The organism is Blastococcus sp. KM273128 (assembly GCF_021698975.1).
Classification (GTDB): Bacteria; Actinomycetota; Actinomycetes; order Mycobacteriales; family Geodermatophilaceae; genus Blastococcus.
The window spans coordinates 47,389-65,391 of the sequence record NZ_SSXA01000002.1 but is presented as its reverse complement, the minus strand read 5'-3'; the positions used below and the strand labels follow the sequence as shown (position 1 = coordinate 65,391).

The window sequence follows — 18,003 nt, the reverse complement described above, 5'->3', positions numbered from 1 at the left end:
TGTGACCCCTTTCAGGGGCTAGTGCTTCGCTTCTATGGCTTGGGGTGGGTGGCCGGCCGGCCCCGACTGCTCAGGGCCGGCCGGCGGCCGATCAGACGTCCTCGACGCTGGAGGGCTCGCGGCGGGACAGGTCGATGCCCAGCTCCTCCGCGGCCCGGAAGACCTCGTCATCGGTGTCGCGCAGCTCGATCGCCTGGCCGTCGCCCGACAGCACCTCGACGTTGAGGCAGAGCGACTGCAGCTCCTTGAGCAGCACCTTGAACGACTCGGGGATGCCCGGCTCGGGGATGTTCTCGCCCTTGACGATCGCCTCGTAGACCTTGACGCGGCCGAGGATGTCGTCGGACTTGATGGTGAGCAGCTCCTGCAGCGCGTAGGCCGCGCCGTAGGCCTGCATCGCCCAGCACTCCATCTCGCCGAACCGCTGGCCACCGAACTGCGCCTTACCACCCAGCGGCTGCTGCGTGATCATCGAGTACGGGCCGGTCGAGCGGGCGTGGATCTTGTCGTCGACCAGGTGCAGCAGCTTGAGGATGTAGACGTAGCCCACCGAGATCGGCTCGGGGAACGGCTCGCCGGAGCGACCGTCGAACAGGCGCGCCTTGCCGGTCGGCTGCACCATCCGGTCGCCGTCGCGGTTCGGCGTCGTCGAGCCGAGGAGGCCGATGATCTCGTCCTCCTTGGCGCCGTCGAACACCGGCGTCGCGGTGCGGGTACCCGGAGCCGCCGACCGCGCGGCCTGCGGCAGGTTCTTCGCCCAGTCCGGGTCGCCGTTGACCTCCCAGCCCTGCTTGGCGATCCACCCGAGGTGGGTCTCCAGCACCTGGCCGACGTTCATGCGGCCGGGCACGCCGAGCGGGTTCAGGACGATGTCGACCGGGGTGCCGTCCTCGAGGAAGGGCATGTCCTCCTGCGGCAGGATCTTCGAGATGACGCCCTTGTTGCCGTGGCGCCCGGCGAGCTTGTCGCCGTCGGAGATCTTGCGCATCTGGGCGACGTAGACCCGGATCAGCTCGTTGACGCCGGCGGGCAGCTCGTCGCCGTCCTCGCGGGAGAACACGCGGACGCCGATGACCTTGCCGGACTCACCGTGCTTGACCTTCAGCGACGTGTCGCGGACCTCGCGGGCCTTCTCGCCGAAGATCGCGCGCAGCAGCCGCTCCTCGGGGGTCAGCTCGGTCTCGCCCTTCGGCGTCACCTTGCCGACGAGGATGTCGCCGGGGACGACCTCGGCACCGATGCGGATGATGCCGCGCTCGTCGAGGTCGGCCAGCACGTCCTCGGAGACGTTCGGGATGTCCCGGGTGATCTCCTCGGCACCGAGCTTGGTGTCGCGGGCGTCGACCTCGAACTCCTCGATGTGGATCGAGGACAGGACGTCGTCCTGCACGAGGCGCTGCGACAGGATGATCGCGTCCTCGTAGTTGTGGCCCTCCCACGGCATGAAGGCGACGAGCAGGTTCTTGCCCAGCGCCATCTCGCCCTGGTCGGTGCAGGGACCGTCGGCGATGACCTGGCCGACCTCGACCCGCTGGCCCTCGTCGACGACGGGGGTCTGGTTGATCGAGGTGCCCTGGTTCGAGCGGCGGAACTTCAGCAGCCGGTAGGTCTGCCGGGTGCCGTCGTCGGCCATCACGGTGATGTAGTCGGCGGTGGAGTCCTCGACCACACCGGCCTTCTCCGCCACGACGACGTCGCCGGCGTCGACGGCGGCCCGCAGCTCCATGCCGGTACCCACCAGCGGGGCCTCGCTGCGCAGCAGCGGCACCGCCTGGCGCTGCATGTTGGCGCCCATGAGCGCGCGGTTGGCGTCGTCGTGCTCGAGGAACGGGATCATCGCCGTCGCGACCGAGGTCATCTGCCGCGGCGAGACGTCCATGTAGTCCACCTGCTCGGGCGAGAGGTAGTCGACCTCGCCACCCTTGGTGCGGACCAGGACGCGCTCCTCGGCGAGGCGGCCCTGCGCGTCGAGCGGGCTGTTGGCCTGCGCGACGACGAAGCGGTCCTCCTCGTCGGCGGTCAGGTAGTCGATCTGGGTGGTGACCTGGCCGTTCTCGACCTTGCGGTACGGCGTCTCGATGAAGCCGAAGGCGTTCACCCGGCCGAACGAGGACAGCGAGCCGATCAGGCCGATGTTCGGGCCTTCCGGCGTCTCGATCGGGCACATCCGGCCGTAGTGGCTCGGGTGGACGTCGCGGACCTCCATGCCGGCCCGCTCACGCGACAGACCACCCGGGCCCAGCGCCGACAGGCGGCGCTTGTGGGTCAGGCCCGCGAGCGGGTTGGTCTGGTCCATGAACTGGGACAGCTGGCTGGTGCCGAAGAACTCCTTGATGGAGGCGACGACCGGCCGGATGTTGATCAGGGTCTGCGGCGTGATCGCCTCGACGTCCTGGGTGGTCATGCGCTCGCGGACCACGCGCTCCATGCGGGAGAGGCCGACCCGGATCTGGTTCTGGATCAGCTCGCCGACGGTGCGCAGGCGGCGGTTGCCGAAGTGGTCGATGTCGTCGACGCCGTGGTCGGCCTCGCCGGCGTGCAGGCGCACCACGTACTCGATGGTGGCGACGATGTCGTCCTCGGTCAGCGTGCTGGTGCTCTGCGGCACCTCGACGCCCAGCTTCTTGTTGACCTTGTACCGGCCGACCTTGGCCAGGTCGTAGCGCTTGGGGTTGAAGAACAGGTTCTCCAGCAGCGCCTGCGCCGACTCGCGCGTCGGCGGCTCGCCCGGCCGCAGCTTGCGGTAGATGTCGAGCAGGGCCTCGTCCTGCCCGGCGATGTGGTCCTTCTCGAGGGTGGCCAGGACGGTCGGCGACCACTGGAAGTGCTCGCGGATGCGGTCCTCGGTCCAGCCCAGCGCCTTGAGCAGCACGGTGACCGGCTGGCGGCGCTTGCGGTCGATGCGCACGCCCACGGTGTCGCGCTTGTCGACGTCGAACTCCAGCCACGCACCGCGGCTGGGGATGACCTTGGCGCTGAAGACGTCCTTGTCCGAGGTCTTGTCCAGCGTCTTGTCGAAGTAGACGCCGGGGCTGCGGACCAGCTGGGAGACGACGACGCGCTCGGTCCCGTTGATGACGAAGGTGCCCTTGTTCGTCATGATCGGGAAGTCGCCCATGAACACCGTCTGCGACTTGATCTCGCCGGTGGTGTTGTTCATGAACTCGGCGGTGACGAACAGCGGCGCCGCGTAGGTCATGTCCTTGTCCTTGCACTCCTCGAGGGACGCCTTGACGTCCTCGAAGCGCGGGTTGGAGAAGGACAGCGACATCGAGCCGCTGAAGTCCTCGATCGGGGAGATCTCCTCGAGGATCTCGGCCAGCCCGCCGACGGCGTCGGCCTGCTCCTCGGGCGAGAGCGTCGCGCGCCACTCGGGGCTGCCCACGAGCCAGTCGAAGGAGGCGGTCTGGAGCGCCAGGAGGTCGGGGACCTCGAGGGGCTCGGAGATCTTGGCGAACGAGACGCGCAGCGGCGCGCCGGGGATCTTCTGCTGGTCGGCCTCGCCAGTGCGGGGACCGTCCTGCGTGGCCGGGGTCGTCTGGGTGGTACCGGACTCGGTGGTGCCGGGGGTGATGCTGGTGGGGCGAGAGCCTGCCAAGATGCGTCCTTCCAAGGACCTCACGACGTGCGGGCGGTGGGCTGCGGGGTCGTCCTGGGTCGTCGTCGGTGATGGCGAGGCTGTCCGCGACGGCCGCGATCGCTCGCCGGACAGGTCAGCACGGGCGTCGCCCGGGAGATTCCCGGGCACCCGTCGTGACCCGTCTCGGCGGGCAGGCAGTCAGAGGGCAGCGCAACAGGAGACCCTACCCCCACCGGAGCGCCGTGTCCACGTCGGGGGCACCGGTGGGACCGGTGCCACACCCGCGGGACGCGCAGGCCCGGAGGGACCCGGCGGGGGCGTGCGCCGGACCCATGATGACAGCGGAGGGTCCGTGGTGGGACCGCCACGCCGTCGGCCCTCCCGGACGGCCGCCGCTCAGGAGGTGGTGAGCAGCGTGAGCTCGCTGATCTTCCACCCGCCGTCCACGGTGACCATGCGCACCTGCACCGTCTGCACGCAGGACTGCGCCCCCTCGGGCGTGACCTGGCACTCCGACCCCTCGGGGGGCTGCTGCCCGCCGGTGTTCACCGAGCGGACCACGTACTGCCCGAAGACGACGAGCGTCGCGGTGTCCTGGGCCTCGTTGATCTGCTGCAGCCCGACGTCGCCGACCTCGTAGCTGGTCGTGGCCGACACCTGCTCGTAGGTGTCGATGATCCCGCCCTGCGAGAGGTCGCGCTCGTACTGCTCCCGCAGCTCCCCGGTGAGCACCGCGAGCTTGCCCTCGACGCTGCCCTGCGAGTCCTGGTAGTCGTAGGCGTAGAGCGCCCGGACGCCGTCCCCCGCGGCCTCGATGACGCCGGTCTGCACGTAGCGCGGGTCCAGCCGCTCCCGCAGCAGCACCCCGGTGCCGACGGCGGCCAGCAGGCACAGCACGGCGAGGACCGCGACCGGCGCGCGGCCGGGGCGCCGGCGGCGCGGGACGGGGTTCGCGCGCGGCGCCGCGGCGTGCCGGCGGGGCGATGCCGCCCGCCGGGTCGCGGGCCCGGCCGGGGCCTCCGGGGCGGCGACCGGGCTCCCGTGCGCGGAGACCGGGCCGTCCTCGCGCTCGCGCCGGCTCCCCGCGACGCGCGGCCGCGGGGTGGGCCGGGCCGCGGGTGCGGGCCGGGGACGCGCCGTGGGGCGCGGGCGGTCGGCCGGTTCCTGGCTCATCGGTGCCTCACCCTCCCCGGATCGCGGACAGCAGCCACCGGCCGTCGACCTCGGTCAGCTCGACCTCGATCCGGTAGCGCAGCAGCTGGGCCTGCTCGTCGGCGTTGCTCTTCTGGGTCGACTCGATGACCAGCAGCGCGGTCGCCTCGCCCGCGTCGGCCCGGGTGATGCCGGCCCCGACGACCTCGGTGCTGACGACGGCCTCGGACTCGACGATCTGCTGGCGGCGCTCCTCCAGCTGGGCGACGGTCTCCTCCCCCAGCTCACCGGTCGCCACCTGCTCGATCTCGCGGATGTCGTCGTCGAGGGTGAGGTGGTCGAAGGAGGTCAGGTCGACCACGTGCGCGCGGGCGGCCTGCAGCGCGTCGACGTAGTCGTCGGTGCGGATGGTCGACGGCTCCGGCCGGGTGGCGAGGAGGAAGGCGGCGGCGCCCAGCAGCACGACCAGCAGGACCGCGAGCAGCGGCACCACCGGGACCGCGGGGCGGCGGTCCGCGCTGTCGGCCGGGGCACCCTCGGCCACCGGATCCTCGTCGGCCGCTCCGACGGCGGCGACGGCGGGCTCCTCGTCCGCGGGGGCCTCGGGCGCACCGGCGCCCGGGGCGTCCCCGGGCGTCCGCGACCACGCGTTCCTGATCACCGGCGCATCCTCCTTCGTCAGCTCGGGGTCCGGGCCCGCGGCGCACCGCGACCGACCCGGACGGGTGGGGTCAGGCCGCGGTGCGGGCGAAGGGGCTGGCGCCCAGCAGCTCGCCGAGCAGCTCCTCCAGGCCGGCCAGCACGGGGGGCCGGGCGCCGCCGCCGCTCTGCGGCCCGGTCCCGCCGACGCCGCCGGAGCGCCCGATGTTCTGCTCCCCGCGGATGCTGGTGCCGGTCTCGTCGACGCCGTCCCCCGGGTCCGGGTCGGCCCCGTCGACGACCGCGCAGCGCACCGCGTCGGTGTCCAGCGCCTGCACCGCGCCGGGGCCCGGCAGCGCGCCGGTGGGGACGTAGCCGCTGGTGCACGCGTGCGGGTCGCCGGCGTTCAGGACGAACCCGAAGTGCGCCCGCATCGTCCCGCCGTCGTCGCGCACGACGCTGAAGCCGCCCGAGACCACGTCGGGGTAGGTCACCAGCAGCTGCTCGACGCCGTCCAGGCGCGGGACCGTGACCCGGTTCAGGACGTCGAGGTTGCGGATGAGCGGGCCGAGACCGGGGCCGGCCTCCTCGACGAGGCGCTGCAGGGCGTCGCCGGCCTCGGGCGCGGTGCCCAGCAGGCCGCGGAGGTCGGCGTCGCTGGCCACCAGCGTGTCGCTCACCAGCCGCAGGTCGGCCGCCCACTGCTCGATCGCCGAGCGCCCGGCCACCTGGGTGTCCAGCACCGTCCGGCTGTCGCGGATGAGCGCGAGCGTCTCGGGCAGCGACTCCTGGGCCCGGGCGAGCAGGAGGTCGCCGTTGTCGATGAGCCGGCCGAGGTCGTCCCCGGCCCCGGCGAACGCCCGGCCCAGCTCGTCGACGACGATCCGCAGGTTCTCCCGGTCCAGCGAGCCGACCAGCTCGTCGACGTTCAGCAGCAGCTGCTCGACCGGCACCGGGATCGCGGTCCGCTCCTGCGGGATGACCGCGCCGTCCTCCAGGAAGGGTCCCTCCCCGTCGTCGGGCACGAGGTCCACGTAGTGCTCGCCGACCGCGCTGCGGGTGGAGACCACGGCCCGGGTGTCGGCGGGGATGGGCTCGGCGCCGGGGTCGATGGTGAGCGTCACGCGCACCCCGTCCTCGACCAGGTCCATGCCGGTCACCCGGCCGACGGAGACCCCCCGGTAGGTCACCTCGGCGTTCTCGAAGATCCCGCCGGAGTCCCGGAAGTCGGCGGACACCTGGTAGCCCGTGCCGAGGAGCACCCGGTCCAGGCCGACGTAGGTGAACCCGAGGTAGGCCATCCCGAGGACGGCCACCAGGGCGAAGGCGGTGAGCTGCAGCTTCACGGTCCGGGTGATCACGGCCGGCCCCCCAGCAGGTCGGGGAGGCCGACGAGGCCGCCTTCCCCGGGGACCCGGCCGACGATGCCCTCCGGGAGCAGCGCGCCCAGCCCGGTCCGCCGGCCGGGGTCGGCCGTGCCCGCGCCGCCCGGCGGGGCAGCGGAGCCGTTGCCGGGCGGGGTGCCCGGGACGCCGCACCGCTCCCCGGTGAGGTCCCCGGGCGCGAGCTCCTCCAGGGCCCCGGTGAGCGGGTCGACGGCGTAGCGGCAGAGCACCTCGGTGAGGTCCAGGTCCAGCGCGGCGGTCATGTTGGTGAACAGGCCGTAGCCACCGGTGCGCAGGTCCTGCCGGTAGTTCAGCGCCGACAGCGAGCTCGCGGGGAACGGGTAGGTGAGCAGCAGGTCCAGCGAGCCGGCCAGGTCGGGGCCCGCGGAGGCGAGCTGGGTGAGGATCGGCTGCAGCAGCTCGAGGTCCTCCACGGTGTTCGCGCCCGCCTGCTCGATGACGCGGGTGCCGACGTCGCCCAGCCGGGCCAGGCTGTCCAGCATCGAGACCAGCAGGTCGCGCTGCTGGTCCACCACGTCGAGGCCGGGGCCGATGGCGTCCAGGGCCGTCTCGATGGTCCCGGTCCGCTCGGCCAGGCTCGCCGCGAGCGCGTCCACGCTCTCCAGCGCCCGGCTGATCTCCGACCGCTGGGCGTCCAGCCCGCCGAAGAACGTGTCCAGCTGCGCCAGCGTGCTGCGGATCGCCGTCTCCCGGCCCTCCAGCGCGGTCCCGAGCTCCCGGGTGATGGTCTGCAGCTGCGTCAGCCCGCCGCCGTTGAGGACGAGGGACAGCGCGCCGAGCAGCTCCTCGACCTCGACGTTGCGGTTGGTGCGGTCCAGCCCGATGCGCGCGCCGTCCGCCAGCACGCCCTGCGGCTCCTCGCCGCCGGGGGGCGCCAGCTCGACGAACTTCTCGCCCAGCAGCGAGGTCTGCTGGATCATCGCGACGGCGTTGGCCGGCAGCTCGACGTCGCCGTTGACCGACAGCGTCACCACGGCGGTCCAGTCCTCGCCCAGCTCGATCTCCTCCACCCGGCCGACCGGCACGTCGGCGACGCGCACCCCGGACTGCGGCACCAGGTCCAGCACGTCGAGGAACTCCACCTGCACGGTGAAGGGCTCGTCCCCGAGATCGGCCCCACCGGGCAGGTCCAGGGAGTAGGCGCCGCGGAAGCCGCACCCGGCGAGCAGCAGCACGCTGCCGGCGAGGGCGGTGACGCGCGCGAGGTGCCGGGTCACCGCGGGGCTCCGGCCAGGTCGGGCAGCCCGATGAGCGGACCACCGCTGCGGCCGCCGGGGGCGCCGCCGCCGAAGAGCTCGGTGAGCAGCTCCTGCAGGTCGCTCACGCCGTTGCCGTCGACGTCGTCGAGGGTGCCGTCGGCGTCCGCGTCCCCGGAGAGCAGCCGGGTGCAGATCTGCTCGATCGGCGGCAGCTGCAGGCCCTGGGTCAGCGGGTCGGTGAGCACGTCGGGCACCAGGTCGAGGTCGAGCCGCAGCCGCCCGGTCGCGCCCAGGAGCTGGCAGACGATGACCTCGGGGCTGGTGGCCCCCAGCGAGTTGTCCCGCGTGTCCAGGGTCCCGTAGTCGGGGTTGTAGGCGTGCGACAGGTTGCCCAGCGCGGCGGGCGCGACGTCGAGCACCTCGGCGAGCGCGTCGCGCTGCTGGACCAGCGCCAGGGTGACGTCGGCCAGCCGGTCGACGTTGGTGCGCAGCAGGTCGGTGTTGTCCCGGACGAAGCCCGCGACGTCCCCGAGCGCCTGGGACAGCAGCCGGATCGCGGTGGCGAGGTCCTCGCGCTCCCCCTCGAGCAGGTCTGCGACGGCGGCCAGGTTCTCGTTGAAGAGCCCGACCTGGTTGTCGATGCCGGCCAGCGCGCTGGTGAACCGCTGCAGGTTCTCGACCGAGTCGAAGAGGCCGTCGCGGTTCTCGGCCAGCGTCTCCACCGCCTGCGAGAAGCCGGTCAGCGTCCGGTTGAGGGCGTCCCCGTTGCCCTGCAGGTTCGCTGCCCCGACGTCGATGAGGTCCGCCAGAGCACCGTCCGCGTTCGCCCCCGTCGGCCCCAGCGCCGTCGACAGCTCGTCGAGCGCGCCGTAGACCGCGTCGAGCTCCACCGGGGTCGCGGTGCGCTCGACCGGCACCTCCGCGCCGTCCCGCATCGTCGGCCCGCCGGAGTACACGGGGGCGAACTGCACGTACCGGTCGGAGACCAGGGAGGGCGCGAGCACCACCGCGTCGGCGTCGGCCGGGATGTCGTAGCCGTCGTCGATCAGCATCTCCACCCGCACGCGGTCGCCCTCGGGCCGCACGTCGGTGATCTCGCCGACGTCGATGCCGAGGATGCGGACGTCGGAGCCGGCGTAGAGCCCCACCGCCTGCCCGAACCACGCGGTGACCCGGTACTGGCCGGCGGGCCGGAGCACCGTCCAGCCGAGGGCACCGACCAGGACCACCGCCGCGGCCAGCGCGACGCCGCGCTGCAGGGAGCCGCTCATCCGTTCCCCTCCCGGCAGGACACCGGCGCGCCCACGACGCCCGGCCCGCCGCAGACGATGCTGCCGACCACGCCGGGCAGCAGGTTGTCCACGAAGCTGTCGAACCACCGGCCGTTGCCCAGGGTGTTGGTGAACACCCGGACGAAGGGCGCCAGCCGGTCCACGGTCTGCGCGATGTTCTCCCGGTTGCGCGCCAGGATGTCGGTGACCCGGGAGAGCTGCGCCAGGGCGGGCGTCAGCGCCGCGCGGTTGTCGGCGACCAGCCCCGACAGCTGCGCGGACAGCTCCTGGGTGCTGGTCAGGATCGCGTCGATCAGCTGCCGCCGCTCCTGCACCTCGGCCAGCAGCGTGTTCGAGTCGACGATCAACCGGGTGAACTCGCCGTTGCGGTCGGCGAGCACCTCGGTCACCGTCCGCGTCGCCGAGAGCAGCTCCCGCAGCTGGGCGTCGCGGGAGGCGATGGTGCCCGACAGCCGGGCCAGCCCGTCCAGCGAGCTGCGCACCTCGTCGGGGGTCTCGGCGAAGGTCTCGGCCAGCACCTCGAACGAGCCGGCCAGCTGGGCGGTGTCCAGGTCCTGCACCGTCGTCGAGAGGTCGGCGAAGGCCTCGACGACGTCGTAGGGCGAGGCGGTGCGGGTCAGCGGGATGCGCTCGTCGGGGTCCAGCGGCGCGCTCCCCCGCGGCACGAGCGCCAGGTACTTCGCGCCCAGCACCGTCTCGATCTTGATCGCGGCCTCGGAGCGGTCGCCGACGAACGCGTCCCGGACGCGGAACTCGACGGTCACCGCGCCGTCCTCCAGCGAGAGGCTCTCGACGCTGCCCACCTTGACGCCGGCGACGCGGACGGGGTCGTCGGGCCGGAGGCCGGCCGCCTCGGAGAACTGCGCCCGGTAGACGGTGCCGCCCCCGATGAGCGGCAGCGACTGCGCGTTGAACGCCAGCAGCACGAGGACGACGATCACCGCCAGGCTGACCGCGCCGATCGGCACGGGGTTGCGGCTGCGGAAGGGCCGGGACGCGCGGGCCATCAGGCGCACCCCCGCTCACCGTTGCGCAGGCCACCGGTGGGGACCTCGACGGCGTTCTCGGTGCCGTCGGGGCCGCTCACGGGCAGGACGACGTTGCCCGAGGCCCCGCAGAGGAAGAAGTTGAACCAGCTGCCGTTGACCGCCGTCCGGGTGACCAGGTCGAGCTTGGTGGGCGCGAGCTGGAGGAAGTCCTCCAGCACGTCCCCGCTGTCGGCCAGGTTCGTCGACAGCGCCTCCAGCCCCCGGATGTCGGCGGTCAGCGGCGCGCGGACGTCGACGAGCAGGTCGGTGGTGGCCCGGGCCAGCCCGTCGACCGTCTGCAGGGAGTCGAAGATGGCCTCGCTGTCGCCGGCCAGCCCGGTGACGAACTGCTGCAGGCTCACGACCAGGCCCGACAGCTGCTCGTCGCGGGCGGCGACGCTGCCGAGCACGGTCGTCAGGTTGTCGATGACGCTGCCGATGACGGCGTCCTCGTCGGCCAGCGAGCCGCTCAGCGACGCGATGTGCCGCAGCAGGCTCTGCACCGTGCCGCCCTCGCCCTGGAAGACCTGGATGATCTCGAAGGAGAGCCGGTTGACGTCCGCCGGCGAGAGCGCCTGCAGCAGCGGCTGGAACCCGCCGAAGAGGGTGGTGAGGTCCAGCGCGGGGGTGGTCTGCGCCAGCGGGATCAGCGCGTCCTCCTCGAGGACGCGGCCGGCCGAGCCGTCCCCCTCCTCGAGGGCGACGTAGCGCTGCCCCACCAGGTTGCGGTAGCGGATGGTGGCCCGGACACCGGCCGGCAGCGGCACGTCGGCGCTGACCTCCAGGGCCACCTCGGCGACGGGGCGCTCGGTCCCCTCGGCCAGCCCGATGGCGGTCACCTGGCCGACCCGGACGCCGGCGATCCGGACCTCGTCCCCCTCGACGAGGCCGGCGACGTCGGTGAACTGCGCCCGGTACGCGCGGTGGTCCCCGTAGCCGGCGTTGGTGATGGTGCTGACCAGCACGTAGCTGGCCAGCACGGTGACGAGCGCGAACGCCACCAGCTTGGTCACCGGCGCGGCCAACCCGCGCAGCGCGCCCCTCACCGGAACGCCACCTGGGTGCCGCGCAGGACGGGGGCCAGCGAGGAGACGGCGAGGTCGGAGACCTGCTCGGGCCCGGTCCCGGTCTGGTGGGCGAGGATGCTGCGCACGAAGTCCAGCTCCGCCGTCGACCCGGCGAGGTCGGAGGGCAGGGAGTCGCCGAGCCGGGGGTTGGGGTCGCCCGCCCCCTCGGGCACGTCGTCGGGGTCCCGGCCACCGAGGCAGAAGGGGTTGCCCGAGACCGGGTTGTCGGCCGAGTCCACGCCGTCCTCCGGCGGGGTCGGGCAGTAGTACTCGCCGCGCTCGGCGGCCCGGATCAGCCCGTCGATGTCGTCCAGCCCCTGGCAGTCGGGGCCGCTGCGGTCGAGGTACGCGGGCTGGTCGCCGGGCACGTAGGCGTTGCGCGGCGGCAGCGTGACCACGATGTTCAGGTCGAGGGAAGGGTCGCCGTCGGCGCCGAACGCCTCGCTGATCATCGGGTTGAAGCGGGTGAGGCCCTCCAGCAGGCAGGGGTACACCGGCGAGTACTCGGCGAAGACGCCCAGCACCGGCCGTGCGGTCTCGGCCAGCGAGATGATGTTCCGCTCGTTGACCTCGAGGAAGCCCGCGGTGGCGTCACCGGCCGCGCGCCCGACGGTGAAGGTCCGGCGCAGCTGCTCCTGCTGGTCGACCAGGGTGGTGCTGGTGACGGCGAGGTTGTCGAGCACCGCCAGCAGGTCGTCGGCGGCCGACTCGTAGGTGTCGGCGAAGTCGGCCAGCCCGGTGATGTCGGCCTGCAGGTCCGGCAGCACGGTGTTCAGCTCACCGACGTACCGCCCCACCGCGGCCAGGTTGGCGCCCAGCCGGTCGCCCCGCCCGCGCAGCGCGTCGGCGACGGCGCCGAGCGTGGTGGCCAGGTCCTGCGGCTCGACCGCCTGGAGCAGCGGCAGCAGGCCGTCGATGACCCGCTGCAGCTCGATGGCGTTCTCGCTGCGGTCCTGGCCGATCACGTCGCCGTCGGCGAGGCGCTCGGCGGAGGGCTGCTCGGGCAGCTCGAGGGAGACGAAGCGCTCGCCGAACAGCGTCTTGGGCAGCAGGCGCGCGGTGACGTCGGCCGGGATCTCCTCCAGGAACTCGGGCCGGATGGCCAGCTCGATCTCCGCGCCGTCGGCGCGCGCCCGGACCTCGCGGACGTCGCCCACGATGACCCCCCGGACCTTGACGTCGGAGGCCTCCTGCAGCTGGTTGCCGACCGTGTCCGCCTGCAGCGTCACCCGGGCCACCTCGGTGAACGCCTTCTGGTAGGCGGCCACGGCCAGGCCCAGCAGCAGCACCAGCACGACCAGGAAGGCCAGCCCCTGCAGCCGCCGGCGGACCACCGCCCCGCGCGCGCTCATCTCCCGCTCACCCCGCGATCCGGACCGTCGTCGTGGAACCCCAGATCGCCAGCGACAGGAACAGGTCGATGACCATGACCGCGACGATCGAGAAGCGCACCGCGCGGCCGACCGCCAGGCCCACGCCGGCGGGGCCGCCGCCGGCGCGGAAGCCGTAGTAGCAGTGGCTCAGGATGATGACCACGGCGAAGACGAGGACCTTGAGGAACGACCAGAACACGTCCTGCGGCGGCAGGAACAGGTTGAAGTAGTGGTCGTAGGTGCCGGCCGACTGCCCGTAGGCCTGCGTGGTGATGGTGCGCGTGGCGAAGTAGCTGCTGAGCAGGCCGAGCACGTACAGCGGGATGACGGCGATGAAGCCGGCGACGATGCGCGTGGTCACCAGGAAGGGCAGCGACGGCACCCCCATCACCTCGAGGGCGTCGATCTCCTCGTTGATCCGCATCGCGCCGATCTGGGCGGTGAACCCGCAGCCGACCGTCGCCGACAGGGCAAGCCCGGCCACCAGCGGGGCGATCTCCCGGGTGTTGAAGTACGCGGAGAGGAACCCGGTGAAGGCCGAGGTGCCCAGCTGGTCGAGCGCGGCGTAGCCCTGGAGCCCGACCTCGGTCCCGGTGAAGAAGGAGAGGAAGGCGATGACGCCGACCGTCCCGCCGATCACGGACAGCGCGCCCGACCCGAACGTCACCTCGGCCAGCAGCCGGAGGACCTCCCGCTTGTAGCGCCGCAGGGTGCGCGGCACCCAGCCGAGGGCCCGCCCGTAGAAGCTGAGCTGGTCGCCGAGGTCGTCGAGCGTGTCGAGCGGCCGCCGGTACACGGTCGTGACGACGCGGCGCAGCCGGAGCCGGACCCGGTCGGCGGGTGAGAGGAGCGCCATCACGCCCCCTTCGGCGGGACGAGCTGGAAGTACAGCGCCGTCATCACGAAGTTGACCGCGAACAGCAGCAGGAAGGTGATCACGACCGCCTGGTTGACGGCGTCCCCCACCCCCTTGGGTCCGCCACCGGCGCCCAGCCCCTTGTAGGCGGCGACGATGCCTGCGATCAGCCCGAAGACCAGCGCCTTGATCTCCCCGGACCAGAAGTCCTCCACCTGGGCCAGCGCGCTGAAGGAGGCGAGGTAGGCCCCCGGCGTGCCGCCCTGCAGGACGACGTTGAAGAAGTAGCCGCCGGCCACCCCGACGACGCTGACCAGGCCGTTGAGCAGGGTGGCCACCACCATCGCGGCCAGCACGCGCGGGACGACGAGCCGCTGGATCGGGCTGATGCCCAGGACCTCCATCGCGTCGATCTCGTCGCGGATCTTGCGCGCGCCGAGGTCCGCGCAGATGGCCGACCCCCCGGCGCCGGCGATCAGCAGGGCGGTGACGATCGGGCTGGCCTCGCGCAGCACGGCGAGCACCGAGGCCGACCCGGTGAACGACTGGGCGCCCAGCTGGCGGGTGAGCGACCCCAGCTGCAGGGCGATGACGGCGCCGAAGGGGATCGCGACCAGCGCCGTCGGCAGGATGGTCACGCTGGCGACGAACCAGGTCTGCTGGACGAACTCCCGCACCTGGAACGGCCGCTTGGGCACGGCCCGCAGCACGTCGAGGGCGAAGGCGAACAGCTTCCCGCTCGCCGCCAGCGGCCGGGTCGGCGAGTACCTGCCGTCGAGCAGCCCGGGCGCGGCCGGCTTCCCGCCGGCGCTCACCCGTCGCCCCCTGCCCGCGGCAGCACGACCGTGGGGGCCGTCGCGCCGGGCTCCGCCGCCCAGTGCCGGCCACCCGGCGCCGGCGTCGGGCCGAAGAGGCCCGCGTCGGCCTGCGCGAGCAGGTCCGCGGGCAGGGATGCCCGGATGGCCGCGGCCGTGGCGGGGTCGAACTCGTGCAGCATGCGGGCGACCCGCTCCTGCCGGCGGCGCACGGCCCTGCGCTCCGGCAGGCCCGGGGAGGGGTCGAGCTGCGGCGGGACGGCGTCCCCACCGGTGGCGCCCTTGGGCCCGACGCCGTTGTGCTGGTCGCCGCCGCGCGCCTCCAGCGCCGCCATCTCGGCCTCGACCTGGGCGACGTCCTTCTCCTCACTCATGCCGATCGGGCCCTCGCGGCGGCCGTTGAGGAACTGGCGGACCACCGGCTCCTGCGAGGTGAGCAGTTGCTCCCGCGGGCCGAACATCGCCAGGTGGCGGCGGAAGAGCAGCCCCAGGTTGTCGGGCACGGTGCGGGCGGTGCCGATGTCGTGGGTGACGATGAGGAACGTCGCGTCGATCTGGGCGTTGAGGTCGACGATCAGCTGGTTGAGGTAGGCCACGCGGACCGGGTCGAGCCCGGAGTCGGGCTCGTCGAACAGGATGATCTCGGGGTCCAGCACCAGGGCCCGGGCGAGGCCGGCGCGCTTGCGCATGCCCCCGGAGATCTCGCCCGGGAGCTTGCCCTCGGCGCCCTGCAGCCCGACCATGTCCATCTTCTCCAGGACGATCCGCCGGATCTCGGACTCGCTCTTGCGGGTGTGCTCGCGCAGCGGGAAGGCGATGTTGTCGAACAGGTTCATCGAGCCGAAGAGGGCGCCGTCCTGGAACAGCACGCCGAAGAGCTTCCGGACCTCGTAGAGGCGGGACTCGCTGGTGCGCACGATGTCGGTGCCGGCGATGGCGATCGAGCCGCGCTCGGGCTTGAGCAGGCCGACCAGGGACTTCAGGAAGACCGACTTGCCGGTGCCGGAGGGCCCCAGCAGGACCGAGATCTCGCCGGGCGGCAGCGTGAGGGTGACGTCGCTCCAGATGTTCTGGCTGCCGAACGACTTGGTCAGCCCCGAGACCTCGACTGCGACGCCCACGTGCCCCTGCCTCCCGTCCCGGCTCCGCCGCCGGTTCCACGCCCTCCGCGTCGGCGGGTCCCGGCCGTGCGCTGCTCCGCGATCCCGCTGCGTGCGGAGGGATCGCACCGCTCCACTACCGGTCAGTAACGATCACGCTCGGCGGAGGTTACGTGTGTCACCGGGTTTCGGTGACGCGGGTCTCCACCTCCGGCCGCGAAACCACCCGGACATGCGACAGGGGCCGTCCTCCCGAAGGAGGACGGCCCCTGTGCGGCGAAGCCGCGAGGCAACGCGCTGGAACGGCCCGGCGCAGGGTCCCGGCCCGAGCGGAGCGAGGGCTGGGGGGGCGCCGGGTCCCTTACTTGACGGTGACGGTGGCGCCGGCGCCCTCGAGAGCGGCCTTGGCCTTCTCGGCGGCGTCCTTGGCGACCTTCTCCAGGACCGGCTTCGGCGCGTTGTCGACCAGGTCCTTGGCCTCCTTGAGGCCGAGCGAGGTCAGGCCGCGCACCTCCTTGATGACCTGGATCTTCTTGTCACCGGCGTTCTCGAGGATGACGTCGAACTCGTCCTGCTCCTCGGCGGCGGCACCGGCGTCGCCACCGCCACCACCGGCGGCGGGGGCGGCCCCGACGGCGACCGGGGCAGCAGCGGTGACCTCGAAGGTCTCCTCGAACTGCTTCACGAAGTCGGACAGCTCGAGGAGGGTCATCTCCTTGAACGCGTCGAGCAGCTCCGCGGTGGACAGCTTGGCCATGGTGTCTCCTTCTTGGGTCAGTCGGTGCTGGCCGCGGCGTCGGCGGCGTCAGCGTCGGGGGTGGTGTCAGCAGCAGCGGCTTCGGGAGCGCCGGCCTCGGCGGGCTTCTTCTCCTTGAGCGCCTCGGCGAGCCGGGCGACCTGCGACAGCGGGGCCTGGAACAGCCCGGCAGCCTTGGTCAGGTTGCCCTTCATGGCGCCGGCCAGCTTGGCCAGCAGCACCTCGCGCGGCTCGACGTCGGCCAGGGCGGTGACCTCGGCGGGGCCGACGGTGCGGCCCTCGACGACGCCGCCCTTGACGACGAGCAGCGGGTTGGCGCGCGCGAAGTCGCGGATGGCCTTGGCGGCCTCGACGACATCGCCCTCGATGAAGGCGATCGCGGTCGGGCCGTTGAGCAGCGGGGCCAGGTCGGAGTGCCCGACCGAGTCCGCCGCCCGCTTCGTCAGGGTGTTCTTGACGACGGCGTAGCTGCTGCCCTCACCGAGGGAACGGCGCAGCTGGGTCAGCTGCGCCACGGTCAGCCCGCGGTACTCGGTGAGCACCGCCGCGCTGGACGACTGGAACCGCTCGGTGATCTCGTCGATCACCGCGGCCTTCGCCTGCGTGGGCATGGGCCTCCTCTCGTCTGTCGGGCGACTGCTGGACGCTGCACGACTGCGTGCGACGGAGGGCCCGGAGACGAGGAACGCCCCGGCGCAGGACGCACGGGGCGAGGGGCGGGCGCGGACGCCGGCCGATCGAACCGTCCTCCTGCGCGGGTCGCCCGGAGCTCCGGGACCTTCGATCGCACGCGGACGTGCGACGACCAGCGGTCTTGGGGGGAACGGGAGCAAGAGTACGCGATGACCGCGGGAAGGCGGTAACCGCCCGGGTGGAAGACGCCGGATCACGTGATCTCGGCGCGCCACAGGGCCGGAAGGGCCGAGATCGCGGGATCCCGGCAGGGGGAGCAACGCGCGGGGCCCCGCTCCGCGGTGCGGAACGGGGCCCCGGTCGGGCGACGGGCTGCCTACGCGGTGGGCTCGTCCACCGTCAGGTTGCGGGTGCGGTTCGGGTCGACCGGGATGCCCGGGCCCATGGTGGTGGAGATGGTGACCTTCTTCAGGTACCGGCCCTTCGCCGAGGACGGCTTGGCGCGGAGCACCTCGTCGAGGGCGGCGGCGTAGTTCTCCACCAGCTTGGCCTCGTCGAAGGAGGTCTTGCCGATCACCAGGTGCAGGTTGGCCTGCTTGTCGACGCGGAAGTTGATCTTCCCGCCCTTGATGTCGTTGACGGCCTTGGTGACGTCGGGGGTCACCGTGCCGGTCTTCGGGTTCGGCATCAGGCCACGGGGCCCGAGGATGCGGGCGATGCGGCCGACCTTGGCCATCTGGTCCGGCGTCGCGATCGCGGCGTCGAAGTCCAGGAAGCCGCCCTGGATGCGCTCGATCAGGTCGTCGGAGCCCACGACATCGGCGCCGGCGGCCTCGGCCTCGGCGGCCTTGTCGCCGGTCGCGAAGACGATGACGCGGGCGGTCTTGCCGGTGCCGTGCGGCAGGTTGACCGTGCCGCGGACCATCTGGTCGGCCTTGCGCGGGTCGACGCCCAGGCGCATGGCGACCTCGACGGTGGCGTCGTAGGCCGTCGTCGACGTCTCCTTGGCCAGCGTGGCGGCCTGGAGCGGGCTGTACAGGTTGTCGCGGTCGACCTTCTCGGCCGCTGCGCGGAACTTCTTGCCGTGCTTCGCCATGGTGGTTCCT

15 protein-coding genes are annotated in these 18,003 nt (G+C 72.7%); all 15 read right to left on the bottom strand.

From position 1 onward, the window contains the following. Positions 1 to 91: 91 nt before the first annotated feature. Positions 92 to 3,484, bottom strand: a complete 3,393-nt coding sequence (rpoB, locus tag E9529_RS01095; protein ID WP_374201294.1) for a DNA-directed RNA polymerase subunit beta — start codon at positions 3,482 to 3,484, stop codon at positions 92 to 94. A gap of 492 nt (positions 3,485 to 3,976) precedes the next feature. Further along, a complete protein-coding gene (locus tag E9529_RS01090; RefSeq protein WP_236829280.1) occupies positions 3,977 to 4,753 on the bottom strand; it encodes a hypothetical protein in 777 nt (258 codons plus the stop codon). Positions 4,754 to 4,760: 7 nt separating this feature from the next. Then, positions 4,761 to 5,393: a hypothetical protein gene (locus tag E9529_RS01085; RefSeq protein ID WP_236829279.1), complete on the bottom strand. Its 633-nt coding sequence runs from the start codon at positions 5,391 to 5,393 to the stop codon at positions 4,761 to 4,763. 70 nt (positions 5,394 to 5,463) lie between these two features. Next, entirely contained in the window at positions 5,464 to 6,732 is a 1,269-nt protein-coding gene (locus E9529_RS01080) for an MCE family protein (protein WP_236829278.1), read from the bottom strand. Further along, the gene (locus E9529_RS01075) at positions 6,729 to 7,994 is read right to left on the bottom strand and encodes an MCE family protein (protein ID WP_236829277.1); all 1,266 of its coding nucleotides are present in this window, start codon (positions 7,992 to 7,994) and stop codon (positions 6,729 to 6,731) included. The genes E9529_RS01080 and E9529_RS01075 overlap by 4 nt, the downstream gene beginning before the upstream one ends. Then, complete coding sequence (locus tag E9529_RS01070) at positions 7,991 to 9,247, bottom strand: MCE family protein (RefSeq protein ID WP_236829276.1); 1,257 nt, start codon at positions 9,245 to 9,247, stop codon at positions 7,991 to 7,993. The genes E9529_RS01075 and E9529_RS01070 overlap by 4 nt, the downstream gene beginning before the upstream one ends. Continuing rightward, entirely contained in the window at positions 9,244 to 10,275 is a 1,032-nt protein-coding gene (locus tag E9529_RS01065; RefSeq protein ID WP_236829275.1) for an MCE family protein, read from the bottom strand. Before E9529_RS01065 ends, E9529_RS01070 begins: the two co-directional genes overlap by 4 nt. Beyond that, positions 10,275 to 11,342 carry an MCE family protein gene (locus E9529_RS01060; RefSeq protein ID WP_236829274.1) on the bottom strand — a complete coding sequence of 356 codons (1,068 nt, stop codon included), beginning with the start codon at positions 11,340 to 11,342 and terminating at the stop codon, positions 10,275 to 10,277. The genes E9529_RS01065 and E9529_RS01060 overlap by 1 nt, the downstream gene beginning before the upstream one ends. After that, positions 11,339 to 12,715, bottom strand: coding sequence for an MCE family protein (locus E9529_RS01055; RefSeq protein WP_236829273.1), 1,377 nt, complete (start codon positions 12,713 to 12,715; stop codon positions 11,339 to 11,341). Before E9529_RS01055 ends, E9529_RS01060 begins: the two co-directional genes overlap by 4 nt. A gap of 7 nt (positions 12,716 to 12,722) precedes the next feature. Then, positions 12,723 to 13,592: an ABC transporter permease gene (locus E9529_RS01050; protein WP_236829272.1), complete on the bottom strand. Its 870-nt coding sequence runs from the start codon at positions 13,590 to 13,592 to the stop codon at positions 12,723 to 12,725. Further along, entirely contained in the window at positions 13,592 to 14,341 is a 750-nt protein-coding gene (locus tag E9529_RS01045) for an MlaE family ABC transporter permease (protein ID WP_374201293.1), read from the bottom strand. Before E9529_RS01045 ends, E9529_RS01050 begins: the two co-directional genes overlap by 1 nt. Before the next feature lie 62 nt (positions 14,342 to 14,403). Beyond that, complete coding sequence (locus E9529_RS01040) at positions 14,404 to 15,528, bottom strand: ATP-binding cassette domain-containing protein (protein WP_308195240.1); 1,125 nt, start codon at positions 15,526 to 15,528, stop codon at positions 14,404 to 14,406. A 340-nt stretch (positions 15,529 to 15,868) separates the two neighbouring features. Further along, positions 15,869 to 16,264, bottom strand: a complete 396-nt coding sequence (gene rplL, locus E9529_RS01035) for a 50S ribosomal protein L7/L12 (protein WP_236829270.1) — start codon at positions 16,262 to 16,264, stop codon at positions 15,869 to 15,871. 17 nt (positions 16,265 to 16,281) lie between these two features. After that, on the bottom strand, positions 16,282 to 16,875 hold the full coding sequence (gene rplJ, locus E9529_RS01030; protein WP_091929128.1) for a 50S ribosomal protein L10: 594 nt from the start codon (positions 16,873 to 16,875) through the stop codon (positions 16,282 to 16,284). A 398-nt stretch (positions 16,876 to 17,273) separates the two neighbouring features. Beyond that, a complete protein-coding gene (gene rplA / locus E9529_RS01025) occupies positions 17,274 to 17,993 on the bottom strand; it encodes a 50S ribosomal protein L1 (protein WP_236829269.1) in 720 nt (239 codons plus the stop codon). Positions 17,994 to 18,003: the final 10 nt, after the last annotated feature.